The organism is Kribbella sp. NBC_00709 (assembly GCF_036226565.1).
Lineage (GTDB): Bacteria > Actinomycetota > Actinomycetes > Propionibacteriales > Kribbellaceae > Kribbella.
The window spans coordinates 5690603-5708824 of the sequence record NZ_CP108996.1 but is presented as its reverse complement, the minus strand read 5'-3'; the positions used below and the strand labels follow the sequence as shown (position 1 = coordinate 5708824).

Sequence of the window (18222 nt, the reverse complement as noted above, 5' to 3'; positions counted from 1 at the left end):
AAGCCACCGACCATCTCGCGGCCCGAAAAATGGTCGGTGGCTTCTCAAAGTCGGACCTGGCGACGGTGTTGGGGGCGGCGTCTGTCCACCGGTCGGGGGACAGGGAGTCAGCCGGGTGGTGCTCCCTCGGGAGGGTGGCGCGACGGGAGAGTTGAGGCATGGAGAACGACAACGCAGTGAGGGTGCGCGGCCTCGTCAAGCGGTACCCCGACAAGGTCGCGGTCAACGGTGTCGATCTGGACATCCACCGCGGCGAGGTATTCGCCCTGCTCGGCCCGAACGGGGCCGGGAAGACGACGACCACGGAGATTCTGGAGGGGTATCGCCGGGCCGACGAGGGTGAGATCAGCGTGCTGGGGACGGACCCGGCACACGGCGACCGGCTGTGGCGCAGCCGGATAGGGATCGTGCTGCAGACGTCGCGGGACGAGGCCGAGTCGACGGTGTCCGAGCTGGTCAACCACTACGCCGGCTACTACCCGAACCCGCGCGACCCCGACGAGGTGATCGCCGCCGTCGGGCTGGAGGAGAAGCGCAAGACCCGGCCGCGCAAGCTGTCCGGCGGTCAGCGCCGCCGGCTCGACGTGGCGCTCGGCGTGGTCGGCAACCCGGAACTGCTGTTCCTGGACGAGCCGACGACCGGCTTCGACCCCGAAGCCCGCCGCCAGTTCTGGACCCTGATCGAAGAACTGCGGACCGAGGGTACGACGATCCTGCTCACCACCCACTACCTGGACGAGGCCGAGCACCTGGCCGACCGCGTCGGCGTGATCGCCGACGGCCGGATGATCGAGGTCGGTACGCCGGAGACGCTCGGCGGGCGCGGCGCCCGGACCGCACGGGTCGCCTGGGCCGACGCCGACGGACCGCACGAACTGCGTACCGACCAGCCGACCACCGAGGTCGCCGCGCTGATGGCCCGCTTCGGCGGCGAGGTCCCCGAGCTCGAGGTCCGGCGCCCGAGCCTGGAAGACATCTACCTGGAACTGATCGGCAAGGCCACCGCCGCCGACACCGCTGCTGTTGCGATGGAAGCTGGAGCACTCTGATGGCGCACACCACGACCACCAAGCCGCTGCCGTCGACCCTCGCGGTCGGCCTGGCCCGGACCAAGCTCGAGGTCCGTGAGTTCTTCCGCGAGCGGGAAGCGCTGATCTTCACCTTCTTCTTCCCGATCATCTTCCTCGGCATCTTCTCCGCCGTCTTCGGCAACACCGACTTCGACGGCGTCAACGCCGCCACCTACTTCACCCCCGGGATGATCGCCTCCGGCATCTTCCTGAGCAGCTTCCAATCGCTCGCGATCAGCATCGCGCTCGAGCGCGACGAGGGCCTGCTGAAGCGGCTGCGCGGTACGCCGATGCCGCCGCAGGCCTACTTCATCGGCAAGATCGGCCAGGTCCTGATCACCTCGATCGCGCAGATCGCGCTGCTGCTGGCGATCTCCGGGCTGCTGCTCGGCGTCGACCTGCCGACCGAGCCCGGCAGGTGGCTGAACTTCGCCTGGATCTTCATCCTCGGGACGGCGTCCGGTTCGGTGCTCGGGATCGCGTTCAGCGTCGTACCGAAGTCCGGCAAGGCCGCGTCCGCGGTGATCACGCCGGTCGTTCTGCTGCTGCAGTTCATGTCCGGTGTGTACTTCGTCTACAGCAGCCTGCCGGGCTGGATGCGCAACGTCGCCGCGGTGTTCCCGCTGAAGTGGCTCGCCCAGGGGATGCGGTCGGTGTTCCTGCCCGACGGATTCGAGCTGACCGAGCCGGCCAAGTCGTGGCAGCTCGGCACCGGCGCGATCGTGCTGTCGATCTGGCTGGTCATCGGCCTGTTCCTCGCCCAGCGGGTGTTCCGCTGGACCCGCCGGGACGCGGGCTGATGAACGACCTCACCGGTACGACGTCGGCCCTCCCGGACCGGCGTCGTACTGAGCTGTCATCTGAGCTGCCGCCGGCGCCGGCCTGGACCGGGCCTCGGTTGTGGATCCTGATGTGGAGGAAGATGGGGTCCGTGCAGAGCTCGAGCGGTGGCGCCGGACAGCCCGTGTGGACGCGGACGCTGATGGGTTGGCACATCGTTTTCTGGGTGCTGCTCGGAATGACGCTGGTGCTGTCGTTCATGGGGCATCTCGGGACGGTCCGGCAGTCGGTGTTCGCCGGTACGGTCCTGGTGCTCGGGGCGGCGTACCAGTTCATCGGGTTGCCCGCGATCCGGTCGCGGCGGGCGCTCCCGTCGTACGCCTATCGGCTGGTGCTGATCGCCTCGCTGATCGTGCTGATCGGGGTCTATCCGCAGTCGGTGTTCCTGATGTTCATCGCGTCGGCGCAGATCTGGTTGCTGTGCGAGGACGTCCGCGAGGGGATCGGGCTCAGTCTGCTGCTGGTGCTCGGCGTGGGTACGGCGCAGTTGTGGAGCGCGGGGTGGGGCTGGAAGGCGTTCTGGGAGATCCTGCCGTGGATGCTGGTCAGCCTCGTGGTGAGTCTGCTATTCGGGATCTGGATCGAGAAGGTCATCACGCAGAGTCAGCAGCGGGCCGAGCTGATCGAGCAGCTCGAGACCGCGCGGGACGAGCTCGCCGAGGCACACCACAGTGCGGGTGTGATGGCCGAGCGGGAGCGGATGGCGCGGGAGATCCACGACACGCTCGCGCAGGGGATGACGAGCATCGTGATGCTGGCGCAGGCGGCGGCGGTCGAGCTCTCGCGCGGCGCCGATGCTTCTGCGCGGCTGGCCGCCATCGAGGACACCGCCCGGGAGAACCTGGCGGAGGCGCGGGCGTTGGTTGCCGCGTTCACCCCGGTTGCGTTGTCGGAGGCAACGTTGACCGAAGTACTGCGGCGGCAGGCGGAGCGGTTCGCGGCCGAGACGGGCGTCGACGTACAGGTCTCGCTGGATCTGCCCGACGACGAGGTCGCGGCGCTGCCGCAGGCGCAGCAGGTGGTGCTGCTGCGGTCGGCGCAGGAGGCGTTGGCCAACGTGCGCAAGCATGCGCGCGCGACGCAGGTGCTGATCACGCTCGGGTTGTCGGACGACGGGGTGTGGATCGAGATCTGCGACGACGGGTCCGGGTTCACCCCGGCGACCGTGTCGGGCGGGTTCGGGTTGAACGCGATGCGCGGGCGGGTCGAGGAGTCGGGAGGGTCGGTCCAGGTGGAGAGTGCGCCGGGGCGTGGTACGCGGGTGCAGGTGCTGATCCCGGCTGTGCAGGAGGATGCGTGATTCGGGTACTGGTGGTCGACGATCATCCGGTCGTACGGTCGGGGCTGACCGGGATGTTGTCGGTGACCGAGGACATCTCCGTGGTCGGCGAGGCCGGGGACGGTTCCGAAGCGGTGGCGCTGGTCGAGTCGACACGGCCTGACGTCGTACTGATGGATCTGCGGATGCCGCGGATGGACGGCGTGACCGCGACCGGCGCGATCGTGTCGGGCTACCCGGCGACCCGGGTGCTGGTGCTGACGACGTACGACACCGACACGGACATCCTGCACGCCGTCGAAGCCGGCGCCGCCGGGTATTTGCTGAAGGACACGCCGCACGCCGAGCTGCTCAACGGGATCCGCGCGGCCGCGCGTGGTGAAACCGTCCTGGCTCCGCCTGTCGCGGCCCGGCTGATGTCGCGCCTGCGTACGCCGGCCGCACCCGCCGCCGCACTGCCGTCGCCCCGCGAGCTGGAGGTGCTGGCCGCCGTGGCCCGCGGCCTCAGCAACGCCGAAATCGGCCGCGAACTCTTCATCGGCGAGGCCACGGTCAAGACCCACCTACAACGCCTCTTCGCCAAACTCGACGTCGACGACCGCACCCGCGCCGTCACCGTGGCCATCGAACGAGGCCTACTGCCGTCACCGGGCCGCTGAGCTAGCGGCCGTGCCCCTGGTCTCTCGCCGGACCAGCGTTGTCGGAGTGACGCTCCTGCGCACCCATCGAGTAAGCGATCCGCGGGTCCACCCGGCCGTCGAGCCGACGACTGAGGTCCGACTGCGCCTGGCTCACCACGGGTTGCTGGTCGGCCTGCAAGGTGGGATTGACGCCGGCCCGGACCGCATCGGCGAGCTGTTCGGCTTCCTTCGTTGCGTGCTGGTGCTCAGCGTGGGCGCCATTGGCGACGTTGACGGCGTGTTCGGCGACCTTTCCGAACTCCGCGCTGCTCCTGGAGAGGTCTGTGTGCAGCCGATGCGCGTAGTCGCGGGTCCCATCGAGCGAATCGCGCATCTGGCCGATGGTCCGGTTGAGCTTGGCGGACGGCTGTGCGTCGTGTACCCCGGGCGCGGACGGCCGGAAGTTGTACGCCGCCTGCCGCCCGTCGGACAGCTGACCGACCATCTGCTCGACCCGGTTGTCGACAGCATCGACGACGGTCTTCAGGAACTCGACGCCCTGACGGAGTTGCGCCACGTCGTCCGTCGCACGATCGGGCATCCGCTCGATTGTTTCCAGATTCTTCAGGGCGCCCTCGAGGGCCTGCGCTCCGGCCCGCAGACATCTACGGTCCTCGGGATTCGTGCCGTTACGCTGAGCCTCCAGCGTTTGCTGGACAGTCCCGATGCCGGCCGACTGCTGTTGTACGTCGCCCTGGTACGCCCTGTACGTGTGCGCAAGGCTCTCCTTGGCAGGCCTCACGGCGGCGCCCTCGGCCCTCCCGACCGCTTGCTCGGCCGAGTAGAGGCCGTCGACGCCCCGTCTCAGCGTCGCGACATCGTCCGATCGGCTGTCCAGCATCCGGCCGATCTCCGCGTCGCCGAGCTCGTAGGTCACCGAACGCAACGTTGCGTGCACCTCGGTCACCGCCTTCGCGATCTGGTCGGTGTAGTGGGCGAATTCCGCCTCGTTCGCCATCAGCTCGCCCTTCGTCTGCCGCGCGCTCCGGTCGGGCCCGCGCTCCCGTCGTGATTGATGCCTCGCACAACGAGCCTAGACGCAACCGGGTCGATCGCCGGTTCCCACTACCCTTCGCCCAGCGGTCTGGCCTTGCGGTCCGGCCGTGCCGGGTCAGCCGTCCGCGCCGACCTCGTTCGGGATCGCGCCGCCGTACCTGCGGTCGCGCTGCGCGTAGAGCTCGATCGCCCGCCACAGGTCGCGGCGGTCGAAGTCCGGCCAGAGTGTGTCCAGGAACACCATCTCGGCGTACGCGAGCTGCCACACCAGGAAGTTGCTGGTCCGCTGCTCCCCCGACGACCGGACGAACAGATCCACCTCGGGGATGTCCGGCGCGTACAGGTGCCGCGCGATCGTCTTCTCGGTGATCCGGTCCGGCTTGAGCTTGCCCGCGGCAACCTCCGCCGCGATCGACTTCATCGCGTCGGCGATCTCCGCCTGGCCGCCGTAGTTCACGCAGAACTGCAAGGTGATGGTGTCGTTGTCCTTGGTCCGCTCCTGCGCATACTCGAGCTCGTCGATCACCGACTTCCACAACCGCGGCCGGCGCCCCGACCACACCACCCGGACCCCCATCGCATCCAGCTCGTCCCGCCGCCGATGGATCACCTCTCGGTTGAACCCCATCAGGAACCGCACTTCCTCCGGCGACCGCGCCCAGTTCTCCGTCGAGAACGCGTACGCCGAGATGTACTTCACCCCGATGTCGATCCCGCCCTTGATCACATCGAGCAGGCTCGCCTCGCCCGCCTTGTGCCCCTCGGTCCTCGGTAGCCCGCGCTGCTTGGCCCACCGTCCGTTCCCATCCATGACGATCGCCACGTGCTTCGGGACCAGCTCCTTGGGGATCGCAGGCACCCGAGCCCCCGAAGGATGCGGCTCCGGCGGCACCACCACCTTCCGCTCCCCCGAACCCCCCAAAACCCCCCGACCCCGACGACGACCAATAGGCGACATACCCCGCATCCTCCCACCCTGCCCGTCCCCCTCTGCAGCAACCTGCAACCTGTGGATAACCCACCCGTCCGAACACCCTCCGTATGCAACCCTTACACCACCAGCAACCCAAGAACGGAGCCCCACCCCATGCCCCGCCGGCCCCTCCGCACCGCCGTAGCCACGCTCAGCGCCCTAACCGCCCTGACCGCCTGCAACGGCTCCCCCGAGGCCGGCCACCCCAACACCACCCCTGTCTCGAACTCCCCGACCATGAGCCCGAGCCCCACACCAAACGCACCTTCAACTCCCGCCTGGACCACAGACGAACAGGCCGCCATCACCGCCGCCAAGGCGCGATACGTCGCCGCCCGGGCGGCAGTGAACAATGCCTTCAAGGAACCGGCGAAGGCCACGACAGCTTCGCTGGAAGCGGCGGGCAACGGTGGCACCTGGGTCATCGCAGTCGCTGGGCAACTTGATTTCCAAGTGAAGAATGGCTGGTACCAGACAGGTGACGCGAAGGTCGCCTCACTCGACGTCCGGTCGGTGAATCTCAAACTCGCGCAGCCGGAGGTCAGGCTCACGAGTTGCATCGACAGCTCGCAAGTAGTGGATCGCTATCAGTCCAACAGCAAGCCGATCCCGGTTGTGTCCGACAATGGCGACCGCCATCGCTTCGAGTCGCGCCTCGTCTACGCGAAGAGCGCATCGACGGGGCGAAAGCTGTGGTTCCTCGTCGACGACAAGACGACCAAAACATGCTGAGTCTCCGCGCGCGGTGGATCGCACCCCTACCCGCTCTGCTCCTATCGATCACAGGCCCGGGAGCCGACGCCGAGGCAATCGCGACTCCGACACCCCCTCCTCACCTGCAGAAGGTCTGCGACGTGTCCGGAAGATGCTCATTCATTCCGTCGTCGAGCGTGCAGGATCCCGGAAAGCCTGGGACTCCGGGGGACGACGGACAGGGCGGAAAGCAGATCAAGCGCGTCTGCGATTTCAATGGTGCCGCACAAGCATGCACGTCCAAGCTAGGAAACTGGTCGAACGGGCAGCAGTGCTACATGAGGCGAGAAGAGCCGCAGCCACCGTTGACCGACGCGAGATGGCAGGGGCACACCGACGGCAGCATCTGGGCATGCGTTCGGCAACAGGGGTACGCCGATGGCGAGCACCTCGTCACCAAATGGGTGTGGCTACCAGGTGAGCCAGATACCGTCGTCATCGATCCAGTCACCTTGGCGTACCGCGCAGTTGCGGAAATGCAACTTGCGAAGCCGATGATCCGAACTGCACCAGGGGTGGGACAGATCGGTCTGGTGAATATGCCCGTCTGGCTATGGGTGGCGAAGACGGAGAACACCTGGGGCCCGATCGAGCGCAGCGCGAGCGTGCCCGGATTGTCCGTGACAGCCAAAGCTCAGGTGACGGCAGTCGATTGGGCGCTCGGCGATGGAACGACGCTCCGATGCGAGGTCCCAGGCACGCCGTACGCCGAGTCCATGGGTGTCAATGATTCTCCGGACTGCGGCCATCGATACAAGATGACCTCCCGAGAGTTGCCCAACTGCAAATACCCGGTGACTGCGACCGCGCAGTGGAAGATCACCTGGGAAAGCACCCTCGGAGACAACGGACAGATCGACATGACCCAGCAAGCTGCGACACAATTGCGGATCGGCGAGGCCGTGCCCGTGCTGGTCGATCCGAACGGCGGCGATGCTGTTGCGCCTTCCGGGTCTGCATGCTGATTCGGAAGTCGGGCCTCGGCGTTGGATTCGGGGTTTGTGCGGCGTCTGCGTTGTTGGCCGGGTGTCAAGGGACTCCGGAGACCGGCCGGCCGACCGACAGGTCCGGGTCGGATGCGGCTACGCCGTCAGCCGCGAGTTCTGGGTCTCAAAGCGCAGCGTGGACAACCGAGGAACGGGCCGCTGTTGCCAGCGCCGAGGCGCGCTATGTCGCCACGAGTGCGGCAGTGGATCGGGCGCTGTCGAATCCGTCTGAGCTGGATCGAGCGGCGCTGACGAAGGCAGGCATCGGCGGCGAATCACTCCTCAGGGCCGCGGACGATGCCACGACTTTCGGAGGTGATTCTCGCCAACTGCATCGACAGTTCGAAGCAGATCCTCCGGTTCAAGGTCAACGGCAAACGGGCTTCGGCCGCTGACCCCGAGGAACATCGCCACGAAGCTACAGCCCGTGTGGTGTTGCCAGCCCCACAGAAGACGGGCCGAGGACATCGATGCTCATCTCTGACCGGTACACGGGAGATTGCTGAGGGCAGACCGCCGGCGCTCAAAGCCGAGGCTGTGGATAACTGGCGCCGAGGTACGGGCGGAGGTAATAGGTTTTGGGTATGACGAATTGGGCTTCTGTTGAGGGGATCCGGGGGGATCTGGCGGGGGTGCTTGGGCGGTTTCGGGGTGGGGGGACTTGGGCGTTCAGTTTTGGGGATGGGGGGCCTGAGGCGGTGATGCTGACGTATGACGAGTTTGAGGATCTGGGTGGGGAAGGGAAATTCACGGTTGGGGATGAGGTGCTTGAGCCGGCTGTGCTTGCGGAGGAGTTGCCTCGGTTGATGGAGGCGGTGCGGGCGGGGAGTGGGGCGCCGGTGGTGTGGGGTGAGGACGGCGAGCCGGAGGCCGTGCTCATGTCGACGACGCAGTACCGCGATCTGCGGGGCGACGACCACCCGCCGGCTGGCGTCGTGGACGACCCGACTGTTCGGACGTACGCCACCGAGCCGCTGCCGAGCAGCAAGCCTTTGGACCTGGACGAGTGGGCTGCTCGGATGGGGCCGGAGACGCAGGAGCTGTTGGAGGAGCTGCGCCGTGAGGACCGAGAGGGGTCATGAGCGCAGGGGTTGGGTACCAGTTGGTGGCTGGGCCTGACTTCGATCTGGACTATCGCCGGATCGACTTCGCGGCGAGCAGAGATCGTTCGGGTCCCGAGGCCGCGCTCCGACGGGAGCTACTGCGGACCATGCTGGACCTCGCGAGTGGCAAGTCCAATGGCCATCATGCGTTGAGCTACGCGCCCGGAAAGGGTGATCTACGCGACTGCGTGACGGCATACCTCCGGTCGGATCCGCAGCAACCGCCGGACTATCGCTTGGTGATCCGCGAGATCGGGCCTACGGCGCCAGGGGGAATGCCGCGGCGGGAGTTGATCGCGATCAAGCCTCGTCGCGGGCCGAACAATGTCTATGCGCACGTCTGTGCTCGTCTGAGCCGCCATCCGGACGACAGGCAACCTGGCTTCGACCGGTTCGACAATTGGCATGACCTGACCGGCGGATCCTCGTCGAGGCAGGCGGAGCTGGATGCGAAGCGCGCCATCGCCCATGCATGGGACGGACAGCAACCGCTGCGGTCCTCGCGGCCCCTCATCATCGGAGCGCCGTCACGAGCACCCAAAGAATCGGCTCGGGACAGGGTCTTGCAGCAGCAGTACGACGCCACCGCGGGCACGGCGTCGGAACCCACCGGGCATCCGCCGATGCCGGCTGCGCGGCCTCGAGCACCTCTCGCGAACGCTCGACCACGAAACTCGCGGCCGGGAGCGACTGGGTGGCCAGGCAACGGTCGGCAACGCTGATCGACGTTTCGCCCGCGGAGCAGGCGGCGGCCCGTCAGGAGGCTCCCGAGGTCAGGTCCAGGTGGGGTAGGGAGCGGAGTTGGTTTTCTTGGTGGTAGGTGAAGAAGGCGGCTATCAGGCCGGTGGATTCTCGGCGGGTTCGGGGGTCGGCTTGGAGGGCGGTGGGCCAGTTGCCGGTGAGGAGGGCGGCCAGGTGGGTGACGGTGGCGGGGGACGGCATGGCTGAGGCGGGTGGGCGGCAGGAGGTGCAGACCATGCCGCCGGAAGCGGGGTTGAAGGCTCGGTGGGGGCCTGGTTCGCCGCAGCGGGCGCAGTCCTCGAAGGAGGGGGCGTAGCCGGAGATCGCCAGGGAGCGCAGGAGGAAGGAGTCGAGGACCAGGCCTGGCTCGCGTTCGCCGGTGGACAGGACGCGGAGGGCGCCGGCCAGCAGGAGGTGGTGCTGGGTGGCGGGTTCCTTCTCCTCGACGACCAGGCGGTCGGCGGTCTCGAGCAGGACGGTGCCGGTGGTGTACCGCGCGTAGTCGCCGACGATGCCCTCGCCGTACGCCGCGATCGACTCGGCCTGCGTGACCACGTCGAGTGTTCGCCCGGTCGCCAGCTGCAGGTCGACGTGGCTGAACGGCTCCAGGCGGGCGCCGAAGCGGGACGACGTCCGGCGGACCCCTTTGGCGACCGCGCGGACCTTGCCGTGGGCACGGGTCAGCAGCGTGGCGATGCGGTCCGCTTCACCCAGCTTCTGGGTGCGCAGCACGATCGCCTGATCCCGGTAGAGCGGCACGGCCTCAGTGTCTCACCCACCACTGACAGTCGACTCGAGACTGATCGGGTCGCGGCCGGTGAGATCACGGACCGCGGTGGAGACGTGGCTGAGTTCGCCGCTGGCGATGGCGGCGTACGACGTCACCCAGCCGGCCACCTCCCACGCCGGAGCGCCGTAGGACTCGCGGGATCGGTACGCCTCGTCGAGGGTCTCCGGCTCGTAGCGGATCTTGCGGCCCCAGGCGTCGGTGAGCACAGCGGCTGCCTCCGCGAGGGTGAACGCCGAAGGCCCGGTCAGGTCGTAAGTGGCGCCACCATGACCCGAGCCCACCAGCACCGACGCCGCCACGGCAGCCACGTCGTCCCGAGCGACGGCCGCGACCCGGCCATCGCCGGCCGGCCCGCGGATCACCCCGTCCTCCCCCACGCCCCCGGACACGAAGTCCAGGTACAGGTTGTCCCGCAGGAACGTGAAGTCGACACCCGTCGACCGGATGTGCTCCTCGGTGTGCCAATGATCCCGGGCGAAGGTAAACGTCGCCCCGGCAGCCGCCCCGACGAACGACGTGTAAACGATCCGCTGCACCCCCGCCGCGACCGCCGCGTCGATGGTTGCCTTGTGCAACGCCACCCGATCCGCCGACTCCGTTGCGCTGAGCAACATCAGTACGTCGACCCCGTCGAGCGCGTTGAGCAGCGCCGCGTGCTCGCCGTACGCCGCCTGTGCGACCGATGCGCCCGGCACCGAGGGAGCCCGGGCCGGATCCCGCACGATCAACCGCAGCGGTACGTCGGCCAGCCGCGCCACGATCCGGGAACCGAGCTGACCGGTCGATCCGGTGACGCCGATCACTTGCCCACCAGGTCCATCCCGCCGTCGGTGTACCGCTGCCCGGCCACCGCCTCCGCCGGGAACGTCGCCTCCAGCGCCGCGAGTTCCTCAGCGGTCAGCGAGACGTCCAGCGCCCCCAGGTTCTCGGCCAGGTACGTGCGCCGCTTGGTCCCCGGGATCGGCACCACGTCATTGCCCTGAGCAAGCAACCACGCGAGCGCCAGCTGCCCCGGCGTCACACCCTTCTCGAGGGCCAGGGCCTGCACCTGCGCGACCAGGTCGAGGTTCCGCTGGAAGTTCTCCCCCTGGAACCGCGGCAGTCCGCGCCGCATGTCGTCCTCGGGGAAGTCCGCCTCCGACTTGATCTGCCCGGTCAGGAACCCACGACCGAGCGGGCTGAACGGCACGAACCCGACGCCGAGCTCCCGCAGCGTCGGCAGTACGACGGTCTCCGGGTCGCGGGTCCACAACGACCACTCACTCTGTACGGCGGTGATCGGATGCACCGCATGCGCCGCGCGCACGGTGTCGCCGTTGACCTCGGACAGCCCGAGGTACCGGACCTTCCCCGCCTCCACCATCGCAGCCATCGCGCCGACCGTCTCCTCGATCGGCACCTGCGGATCGCGCCGGTGCAGGTACCACAGGTCGACGTGGTCGACGCCGAGCCGGCGCAACGAGGCGTCCAAGGCCTCGCGCGCATACGAAGGCGAGCCGTCGACGACCGTCGGCAGCACCGCGTCCACGGGCGGCCGCTTGAAGCCGAACTTCGTCGCGAGCACCACCTCGTCGCGGCGGCCGGCCAGCGCCCGGCCGACCAGCTCCTCGTTCTCACCGTCGCCGTAAACGTCGGCGGTGTCGAGGAAGGTACAGCCCGCGTCGATCGCCGCGTGCAGCGTCGCGATGGACTCGGAGTCGTCGGCCCGGACGCCGTACGCCTGGGACATCCCCATGCAGCCGAGGCCGAGGGCGGAAACGGTCAGGTCACCGAGGTGAGATTCACGCATGCCCCGAACCTACCGCCGCGTCCCGCCCACCAGGGGCAGGGGGCCCGCGGGCGGTGAGACATATTCCTGTCCAGACAACATTAATGTGACATTTTGCCGCGACTCGGCACAGCGAGCGCAACATTCCATATCTTCGGCAGGCACGAGCGGCATCAAAAGGGGTGGACATGTTCCTGCGACGGGCGCTGCGGTACCGCTGGGCACAGGCCCTGGTACTGACCGGCATCAGCCTGCTGATCGGCACCTGCGCCGTGTTCGGGCCGTGGTTCGCGCGGGCCGTCGAGCAGACCGTGCTGACCGAGACGCTGTCCGGGCAGCGGCTCCCCGCGTCCTGGCTGCTCGCCTCGCCGGGACCGCAGGTCGGGATCACCACCCGCCCGGAAGACCTCGACAAGCTGCTCCCCGCCGATCTCAAACCACTGTTCACCCCGCCCTTGCACGGCATCTACAACGACGTCAGCTGGAGCATCCCCGCCACCGCGGGTGATCCGGCGCCGGGCGCGCGTGTGCGCTGGCGGGACGGGTACTGCGCCCAGCTCACCGTCACCGAGGGCCGCTGTCCGCAGGCCGCGAACGAGGTGATCGCCTCGACGGTCGACAAGACGACCTGGGATCTTCGCGTCGGCACCTCGATGACGGCGACGCCGAGTGACATCGGCAAGGGCGGCGGCAAGCTCACCGTCGTCGGCTTCTACCAGCCGAACGAGGCCCGCGGCGACTTCTGGTACGGCGACTATCCGACCGGCCATTCGCACATTCCGGGCGACAAGGACCCGGGTGCGGCCAACGAGTTCTTCACCGACAGCGCGACGTTCGCCGGCAACAACTGGACGCAGCGGGTCACGTCGGACTTCCGGCCGATCCCCGGCGTGGCCCGGCTCGGCGACCTGGACCGCCTGAAGGAAGCGACCGAGACGGTCAACGGCAACGCCAGGGAGCTCGGCGTACCCGCGCAGAACACCTCCTCGCTGGCCACGCTGGTCGACCAGATCGAGGCGGAGCGCAAGCAGGCGACCACGATCATCCCGCTGGTGATGGTGCAGGTCGCGTTGTTCGCGGTCGTCGTACTGGCGCTTGCGCTCGCGGCCGTCGTCGACCAGCGGCGACCCGAGATCGCGCTGGCTCGCTTGCGTGGATCGTCCACGAGGCGGACCCAGCGGGCATTGTGCATCGAACTCGGTCTGCCGGTTCTGGCCGGCACCTTGCTGGGTGGTCCCGCAGGCTTCGGCCTGCTACTGATCGTCCGTGCGACCTGGTTGCGGTACGGCGCCCCGATCGAACTGCCGTGGACCGTCCCGGCCGCGCTCGCGCTGGCGGTCGTACTCGCGCTGATCGTGGTCGTGCTCCAGGTCCGGGGCGCTGTGCGGCAGACGATCTCCAGCCTGCTCCGCCGCGTCGTCCCGTTGCGGCGCGGCCGGACGATCGGCGTCGCCGACCTGTGCATCATCGTGTTCGCCGTGGCCGGGCTGATCGCGGCGCTGACCGGCGACGGGCGCGGCCCGCTGCCGGTCCTCACGCCCGCACTGCTCGGGCTCGCGGCCGGCCTGATCTTCGCGCATCTCCTGCTGCCGATAGCCGGGCTGGTCAGCCGGCGGGCACTCCGCCGCGGACGACTGGGCCTCGCGCTCGGCGCCCTGCAGATCTCGCGCCGGCCGGCCGTGACCCGGATCGTCGCCGCCGTCGCGGTGGCCGCCGCCCTCCTCACGTTCGCCGGGCAGGCCTCGTCGATCGCCGCCGCCAACCGGGAGACCCGGTCCGGCTACGAGACCGGCGCCGAGGGCGTACTGCAGATGAACGCCCTCTATCTGGCTGACTTCCTCGGTGCCGTCAACCAGGTCGACCCGGACCGGCACTGGCTGACCCCGGTCGTGATCTCCCGGCCCCCGGCCCCCGACTCGCTCAAGTCGGAGATGATCGAGCCGGACAGCTTCCGGCGGATCGCCTTCCGCGGCGACCAGCTCACCGACGCACAAGGCTGGCAGACGCTGCAGGCGCCGAGTAACCTCTCGCCACTCACGTTCCGCAGTTCACAGCTGACGGCCACGGTCGCGGTGAACGGGATCAAGCCACTCGTCAGCCGCGCCGCCAACGGCGACGAGATCGACGGCGGTGCGCCGAAGTCCGTCGTACTGCGGGCGAACGTGGTCAGCCACCGCGACGGGTCCCGCTTCCTGGTCACGTTCCCGCCGATCCGGTTCCCGTCGACCAAGCCGGTCGTACTGCGGGCGGACGTGGACTGCCTCGGCGGCTGCGACCTGCTGCGTCTCGGCATCGGCCGCGAGGCGCTCGATCCGGCGGGTGTCCAGGGCAACGTTGTGATCAGCAACATCTCCAGCGACGACCACCCGACGATTGCCCTGGGCAAGCCGGAGGCCTGGCAGACCGTTCCGCAGCTCGGCTCCGACCAGAGCTCGATCACAGCTGCGCCGGGCGGTGCGCTGACGATCGCGATGAAGAGCTTCGGCGCCGACATGTTCCTGCAGTACGCGACCGTGCCGCCCGTCGTGCCCGCGCTGGTCACCCCGGAGTACCACTGGGTCGACGGCGCGACCAGCAGCCCGGCGGCCGACGGCAGCCCGATGACCCTGGCCCGGATCGACCGGCTCCGCGGACCCGTCAACCGATACAGCGATCGCACCGCCGTGGTCGATCTGGAGACGGTGCGGCGGCTCGGCGGTGTCGTGGACGAAGGGGGCACCGACTTCGAGCTCTGGCTGAACAAGGACGGCCTGGCGAACGTCGACACGATCACCGACAAGCTCGCCAAGGCCGGGTACAACGCCGACCTGGTGGATCGCCGGGACGACCGGATCGCGGCGTACGGGCGCTCGGCGAGCGCACTCGCGTTGCAGCTGACTCCGGTCGTCGGCATCGCGGCGTGGGTGCTCGCGATCGTCGTACTCCTGCTCACCGTCGTCACGTCCTGGCGGTCGCGCGCGCAGGACTACGCCAGCCTGAAGATCACCGGCGTACCGGCGAGCGCGACCGGACGGGCCGCTCGCTGGGAGCAGACCGGACCGGTCGCGCTGGCGGTCCTGCTGGGAACGATCTGCGGGCTTGTCGGTGCGCACGTCGCGCTGCCGCTGATACCGCTGTTCGCCACCAATGGCGGGCCGGTGCCGCTCGATCTCGGGATCAGCTGGCCGGTCGCGCTGGCCCTCTGGATCGGGGGCACGGCGATCCTCGCGGCCGTGACGCTCGTCCTCGGCAGCGGCGTGAACAGACGCTCCAGCTACAACAGGATCCGGGAGGAGCTGACATGAGTGGCCTGGCCATCAGTACGACGGGACTCGTGCACATCTACCGGGCTCACGGCCACGATGTAGCAGCGTTGTCCGGTATCGGGATCACCGTGCGGCCCGGTGAGCTGGTCGGGCTGCTCGGACCGTCCGGTGCGGGGAAGTCGACGTTGCTCCAGCTGTGCGGCGGCCTGCTCACGCCGAGCGCGGGCAGGCTGCAGATCGGCGAGCACAACGTCGCCACGATGACCGACCTCGAGCTGGACCGGATGCGATCAGGCGATGTCGGCATCGTGCTGCAAGGTGCCGGACGCAACCTCATCCCGTATCTCACGCCGGCCGACAACATCCGCTACGCCCAGCAGGCCGCACCGCCCGAGCGCGACCTCCCGACGCCGGAGACCATCCTCGAACTTGTTGGCCTGGGCAACCATGCGCAGAGTCCGCTCACGCAGCTGACACCCGGCCAGGTCCAGCTCTGCGCCGTTGCCGTCGGCATCGCAACGCTGCCCGGCCTGCTGCTCGCCGACGAACCGACGAGCCAGCTCGACCATCACGCCCGCGACGAGGTACTCGCGGCGCTCCGCACGATCAACACCGAGACCGGGATGACGGTCCTCCTCGTCACGCACGACCCCGAGGTCGCCGCGACCCTCCCCCGGACGATCACCATCCGGGACGGGCGGATCGCCTCCGAGGGCCGGTCGGGTGAGGAGTACGCCGTGGTCGCGGTGGACGGATCGTTGCCGCTGCCACCGCATGTGGCCGAGCTGCTGCCGGCCGGGACGCTCGTCCAGGTCACGACCGACGACGGCGTCATCCGGCTCACGCCCGTGGAGCAGGAGGGCAACCAGTGATCAACGTCAGCCAGGTGACGGTGCGGTACGGCGACCTGGCCGCGGTCTCGGACGTGTCTTTCACCGTCCCGCCCGGATTCGTGCTCGCGGTCAGCGGACCGTCCGGCGCCGGCAAGAGTTCGTTGCTATGGGCAATCGCCGGCGCGGTGCCGGTGGCGAAGGGGCAGGTCGAGATCGACGGGCTGGTCATCAAGGACCGGCCTGCGGCGGCCGCGCACGGCGTCGTACTGATCCCGCAGGGCAACGGGCTCGCCCGGGTCCTGACCGCCCGCGAGAACCTGTCGATCCCCTTGCTGGCCAGGCGAAAGCCCGGTGACGACGTGGAGCGGACGATCGAGCAGGCGCTCGCGGGTGTCGGGCTGGAGGAGAGCGGCGATCACCTGGTCGAGGAGCTGTCCGGCGGCGAGCAGCAGCGGGTCGCGGTAGCTCGCGGGATCGCCCAGGAAGGGCGGGTGATTCTCGCCGACGAGTCCACCAGCGAACTCGACAGTACGAACCGCGAACGTGTCCTCGACCTGCTGCACGAACAGGCCCGCCGCGGCGCGGCCGTCGTGATCGCCACCCACGACCCCAACGTCGCCGACAGCGCCGACGGCCACGCCGTGATGGACGAGGGCCACCTCAGCTGGCTACGGCGCCTCTGACCGGCACGACAGCTGAGTTATTCGGTCGTCAGGTGGGTCGGGGTGTTCGGTGGGCCTGACTCAAGGAGTCGGTGGACCATGGCCGGCAGGTCGCGCGGGGCGAACCGTCCGCCGGATGCGCGAAGGTCGTCCAGGGTCCACCATTGCATGGCGTGGACGTTTTCGGCGCGGAGTTCTGCGGGGGTGAGGGTGCCGGACGGGTCGAACGGTGCCGTGCGGATGAGGAAGTAGTCGTTGAGTACGCCGTCGTAGCCGGTGGCGTGGCCTTCGGCAACGAGTTCCTGGTGCCACAGGTGCGGCGGGTCGGGGAAGTCCTGGAGGCCGACCTCCTCCACGAGTTCGCGGCGGAGGCCTTCGATCACGGTCTCGCCTGGTTCGAGGCCGCCGCCGGGCGTCGCCCACAGCGGGCCGTCGTCGAACTCGAAGCGGACCAGCAGGATGCGGTCGTCGGGGTCGAGGATCACGGCGCGGGCCGCCGGACGCAACCGGGGAAGGCGTAGCTCGAGTTCGCGGTGCTCCTCGACCCGGCGGAAGCCGAAGCGCGCGTTGACCTTGCGCATCGGGGCGTTCGACAGCGCTGTCCAGGTGTGCAGGAAACGTTGCGTCGTACGGTGTTTGGCCAGCTGCTCGAGGTTCGCCAGCTTCAGGTGGGTGCCGAGGTTGTGGCCGCGGTGCTCCCGCAGTACGAGCGTGTCGTCCTGCTGGGCGTGCTCGGCGTCGGCCCGCGGCAGGTAGATCAACGTGTACCCGGCCGGGTCGCCGGCGTCGGTGTGCACCATCGTCACCAGGGCGAGGTAGTTGCGGTCGATCCGCGCCTCGCTCGCCTCCAGCTTGTCGACCGTCCACGGCACGAGCTCGCGGGTCATGCCACCGGTCGGGACGTCGAGGTCCATCGCCGTGTGCAGGTCGGCGTAGGCCTGCTGATGCTCCGGCGGGCACACCCCCGCCCACGAGGTCAGGCGATATCCATCCAGCCGCCCCGCCGACTCCCGGAGCTCGTCCAGCCGCAGGTCGTCGTACGGCAGCGGTACGACGAGGTGTTCCTCGACGTGCTCCACGCCGAATCCGAGTCGCTCCGCGAACGCGGCCCCCGGCCACGGCTCCGACGGTACGCCGAGCTCGGTCTGGACGATCGTCCGCCCGAGCTGGGCCGATCGGGTGACCGCCCACTGCCACAGCGCCGAACCGATCCCGCGCCGCCGGTGCTCCGCGGGTACGTCGATCTCGACCTCGACCGTGTCGAGGTTGTCGGTCAGCCGGTACTCGAACAGCATGCCGCCGAGCACCCGGTCGTCCTCGAACGCGGCCACGGCGATCCGCTGCTTCAGCGGGCTGGGATTGCGCAGCGAGTAGCCGAGCGTCTCGCGACCGGTCACCAGCGCAGCCTCCCGGCCGGCGACCACGCCGGCCCGGAAGGCGTCGTACCACTCGTCGAACAGGGCCAGGTCGGCCGGGTCGATCTCGCGAACCAAGATCACCCGG

At 68.8% G+C, this 18222-nt stretch carries 16 protein-coding genes; 10 read left to right on the top strand and 6 right to left on the bottom strand.

Annotated elements, in window-relative coordinates:
- The first annotated feature begins 158 nt into the window (after positions 1-158).
- The 4 genes from OHA18_RS28155 to OHA18_RS28140 are packed head-to-tail and all read left to right on the top strand — an operon-like array spanning position 159 to position 3848.
- Complete coding sequence (locus OHA18_RS28155) at positions 159-1049, top strand: ABC transporter ATP-binding protein (RefSeq protein WP_328998324.1); 891 nt, start codon at positions 159-161, stop codon at positions 1047-1049.
- The gene (locus OHA18_RS28150; protein ID WP_328998323.1) at positions 1049-1870 is read left to right on the top strand and encodes an ABC transporter permease; all 822 of its coding nucleotides are present in this window, start codon (positions 1049-1051) and stop codon (positions 1868-1870) included. The genes OHA18_RS28155 and OHA18_RS28150 overlap by 1 nt, the downstream gene beginning before the upstream one ends.
- Entirely contained in the window at positions 1870-3210 is a 1341-nt protein-coding gene (locus OHA18_RS28145; RefSeq protein ID WP_328998322.1) for a sensor histidine kinase, read from the top strand. Before OHA18_RS28150 ends, OHA18_RS28145 begins: the two co-directional genes overlap by 1 nt.
- Positions 3207-3848 carry a response regulator transcription factor gene (locus tag OHA18_RS28140; protein ID WP_328998321.1) on the top strand — a complete coding sequence of 214 codons (642 nt, stop codon included), beginning with the start codon at positions 3207-3209 and terminating at the stop codon, positions 3846-3848. Before OHA18_RS28145 ends, OHA18_RS28140 begins: the two co-directional genes overlap by 4 nt.
- 1 nt (position 3849) lies before the next feature.
- Here OHA18_RS28140 and OHA18_RS28135 read toward each other — a convergent pair whose 3' ends face one another.
- Complete coding sequence (locus OHA18_RS28135) at positions 3850-4827, bottom strand: hypothetical protein (protein ID WP_328998320.1); 978 nt, start codon at positions 4825-4827, stop codon at positions 3850-3852.
- Between the two features lie 153 nt (positions 4828-4980).
- Positions 4981-5823, bottom strand: a complete 843-nt coding sequence (locus OHA18_RS28130; protein WP_442914339.1) for an isoprenyl transferase — start codon at positions 5821-5823, stop codon at positions 4981-4983.
- Between the two features lie 252 nt (positions 5824-6075).
- Between OHA18_RS28130 and OHA18_RS28125 the strand changes: the two genes are divergently transcribed.
- The 3 genes from OHA18_RS28125 (at position 6076) to OHA18_RS28115 (ending at position 8659) form a co-directional block, all read left to right on the top strand.
- Positions 6076-6570, top strand: a complete 495-nt coding sequence (locus OHA18_RS28125) for a hypothetical protein (RefSeq protein WP_328998318.1) — start codon at positions 6076-6078, stop codon at positions 6568-6570.
- A gap of 299 nt (positions 6571-6869) precedes the next feature.
- On the top strand, positions 6870-7556 hold the full coding sequence (locus OHA18_RS28120; protein WP_328998317.1) for a hypothetical protein: 687 nt from the start codon (positions 6870-6872) through the stop codon (positions 7554-7556).
- A gap of 605 nt (positions 7557-8161) precedes the next feature.
- Entirely contained in the window at positions 8162-8659 is a 498-nt protein-coding gene (locus OHA18_RS28115; RefSeq protein ID WP_328998316.1) for a hypothetical protein, read from the top strand.
- A gap of 777 nt (positions 8660-9436) precedes the next feature.
- Here OHA18_RS28115 and recO read toward each other — a convergent pair.
- The 3 genes from recO to OHA18_RS28100 are packed head-to-tail and all read right to left on the bottom strand — an operon-like array spanning position 9437 to position 12000.
- A complete protein-coding gene (gene recO, locus OHA18_RS28110; protein WP_328998315.1) occupies positions 9437-10180 on the bottom strand; it encodes a DNA repair protein RecO in 744 nt (247 codons plus the stop codon).
- A 12-nt stretch (positions 10181-10192) separates the two neighbouring features.
- Entirely contained in the window at positions 10193-11014 is an 822-nt protein-coding gene (locus tag OHA18_RS28105) for an SDR family oxidoreductase (RefSeq protein ID WP_328998314.1), read from the bottom strand.
- Complete coding sequence (locus tag OHA18_RS28100) at positions 11011-12000, bottom strand: aldo/keto reductase (RefSeq protein ID WP_328998313.1); 990 nt, start codon at positions 11998-12000, stop codon at positions 11011-11013. The genes OHA18_RS28105 and OHA18_RS28100 overlap by 4 nt, the downstream gene beginning before the upstream one ends.
- Positions 12001-12167: 167 nt before the next feature.
- Between OHA18_RS28100 and OHA18_RS28095 the strand changes: the two genes are divergently transcribed.
- Genes OHA18_RS28095 through OHA18_RS28085 form a run of 3 tightly spaced genes read left to right on the top strand, consistent with a single transcriptional unit; the run spans position 12168 to position 16740 of the window.
- Positions 12168-15263, top strand: a complete 3096-nt coding sequence (locus OHA18_RS28095) for an FtsX-like permease family protein (protein ID WP_328998312.1) — start codon at positions 12168-12170, stop codon at positions 15261-15263.
- Entirely contained in the window at positions 15260-16096 is an 837-nt protein-coding gene (locus OHA18_RS28090; RefSeq protein ID WP_328998311.1) for an ABC transporter ATP-binding protein, read from the top strand. Before OHA18_RS28095 ends, OHA18_RS28090 begins: the two co-directional genes overlap by 4 nt.
- On the top strand, positions 16093-16740 hold the full coding sequence (locus tag OHA18_RS28085) for an ATP-binding cassette domain-containing protein (protein ID WP_328998310.1): 648 nt from the start codon (positions 16093-16095) through the stop codon (positions 16738-16740). The genes OHA18_RS28090 and OHA18_RS28085 overlap by 4 nt, the downstream gene beginning before the upstream one ends.
- Before the next feature lie 17 nt (positions 16741-16757).
- Here the strand turns inward: OHA18_RS28085 and OHA18_RS28080 are convergent, their stop codons facing one another.
- On the bottom strand, positions 16758-18218 hold the full coding sequence (locus OHA18_RS28080) for a GNAT family N-acetyltransferase (RefSeq protein ID WP_328998309.1): 1461 nt from the start codon (positions 18216-18218) through the stop codon (positions 16758-16760).
- Positions 18219-18222 lie beyond the last annotated feature (4 nt).

Coding starts and splice junctions, on each gene's coding strand:
- OHA18_RS28155 (WP_328998324.1), top strand. CDS start 159: ATGGAGAACGACAACGCAGTGAGGGTGCGCGGCCTCGTCAAGCGGTAC.
- OHA18_RS28150 (WP_328998323.1), top strand. CDS start 1,049: ATGGCGCACACCACGACCACCAAGCCGCTGCCGTCGACCCTCGCGGTC.
- OHA18_RS28145 (WP_328998322.1), top strand. CDS start 1,870: ATGAACGACCTCACCGGTACGACGTCGGCCCTCCCGGACCGGCGTCGT.
- OHA18_RS28135 (WP_328998320.1), bottom strand. CDS start 4,827: ATGGCGAACGAGGCGGAATTCGCCCACTACACCGACCAGATCGCGAAG.
- OHA18_RS28130 (WP_442914339.1), bottom strand. CDS start 5,823: ATGTCGCCTATTGGTCGTCGTCGGGGTCGGGGGGTTTTGGGGGGTTCG.
- OHA18_RS28125 (WP_328998318.1), top strand. CDS start 6,076: ATGAGCCCGAGCCCCACACCAAACGCACCTTCAACTCCCGCCTGGACC.
- OHA18_RS28120 (WP_328998317.1), top strand. CDS start 6,870: ATGAGGCGAGAAGAGCCGCAGCCACCGTTGACCGACGCGAGATGGCAG.
- OHA18_RS28115 (WP_328998316.1), top strand. CDS start 8,162: ATGACGAATTGGGCTTCTGTTGAGGGGATCCGGGGGGATCTGGCGGGG.
- OHA18_RS28100 (WP_328998313.1), bottom strand. CDS start 12,000: ATGCGTGAATCTCACCTCGGTGACCTGACCGTTTCCGCCCTCGGCCTC.
- OHA18_RS28095 (WP_328998312.1), top strand. CDS start 12,168: ATGTTCCTGCGACGGGCGCTGCGGTACCGCTGGGCACAGGCCCTGGTA.
- OHA18_RS28090 (WP_328998311.1), top strand. CDS start 15,260: ATGAGTGGCCTGGCCATCAGTACGACGGGACTCGTGCACATCTACCGG.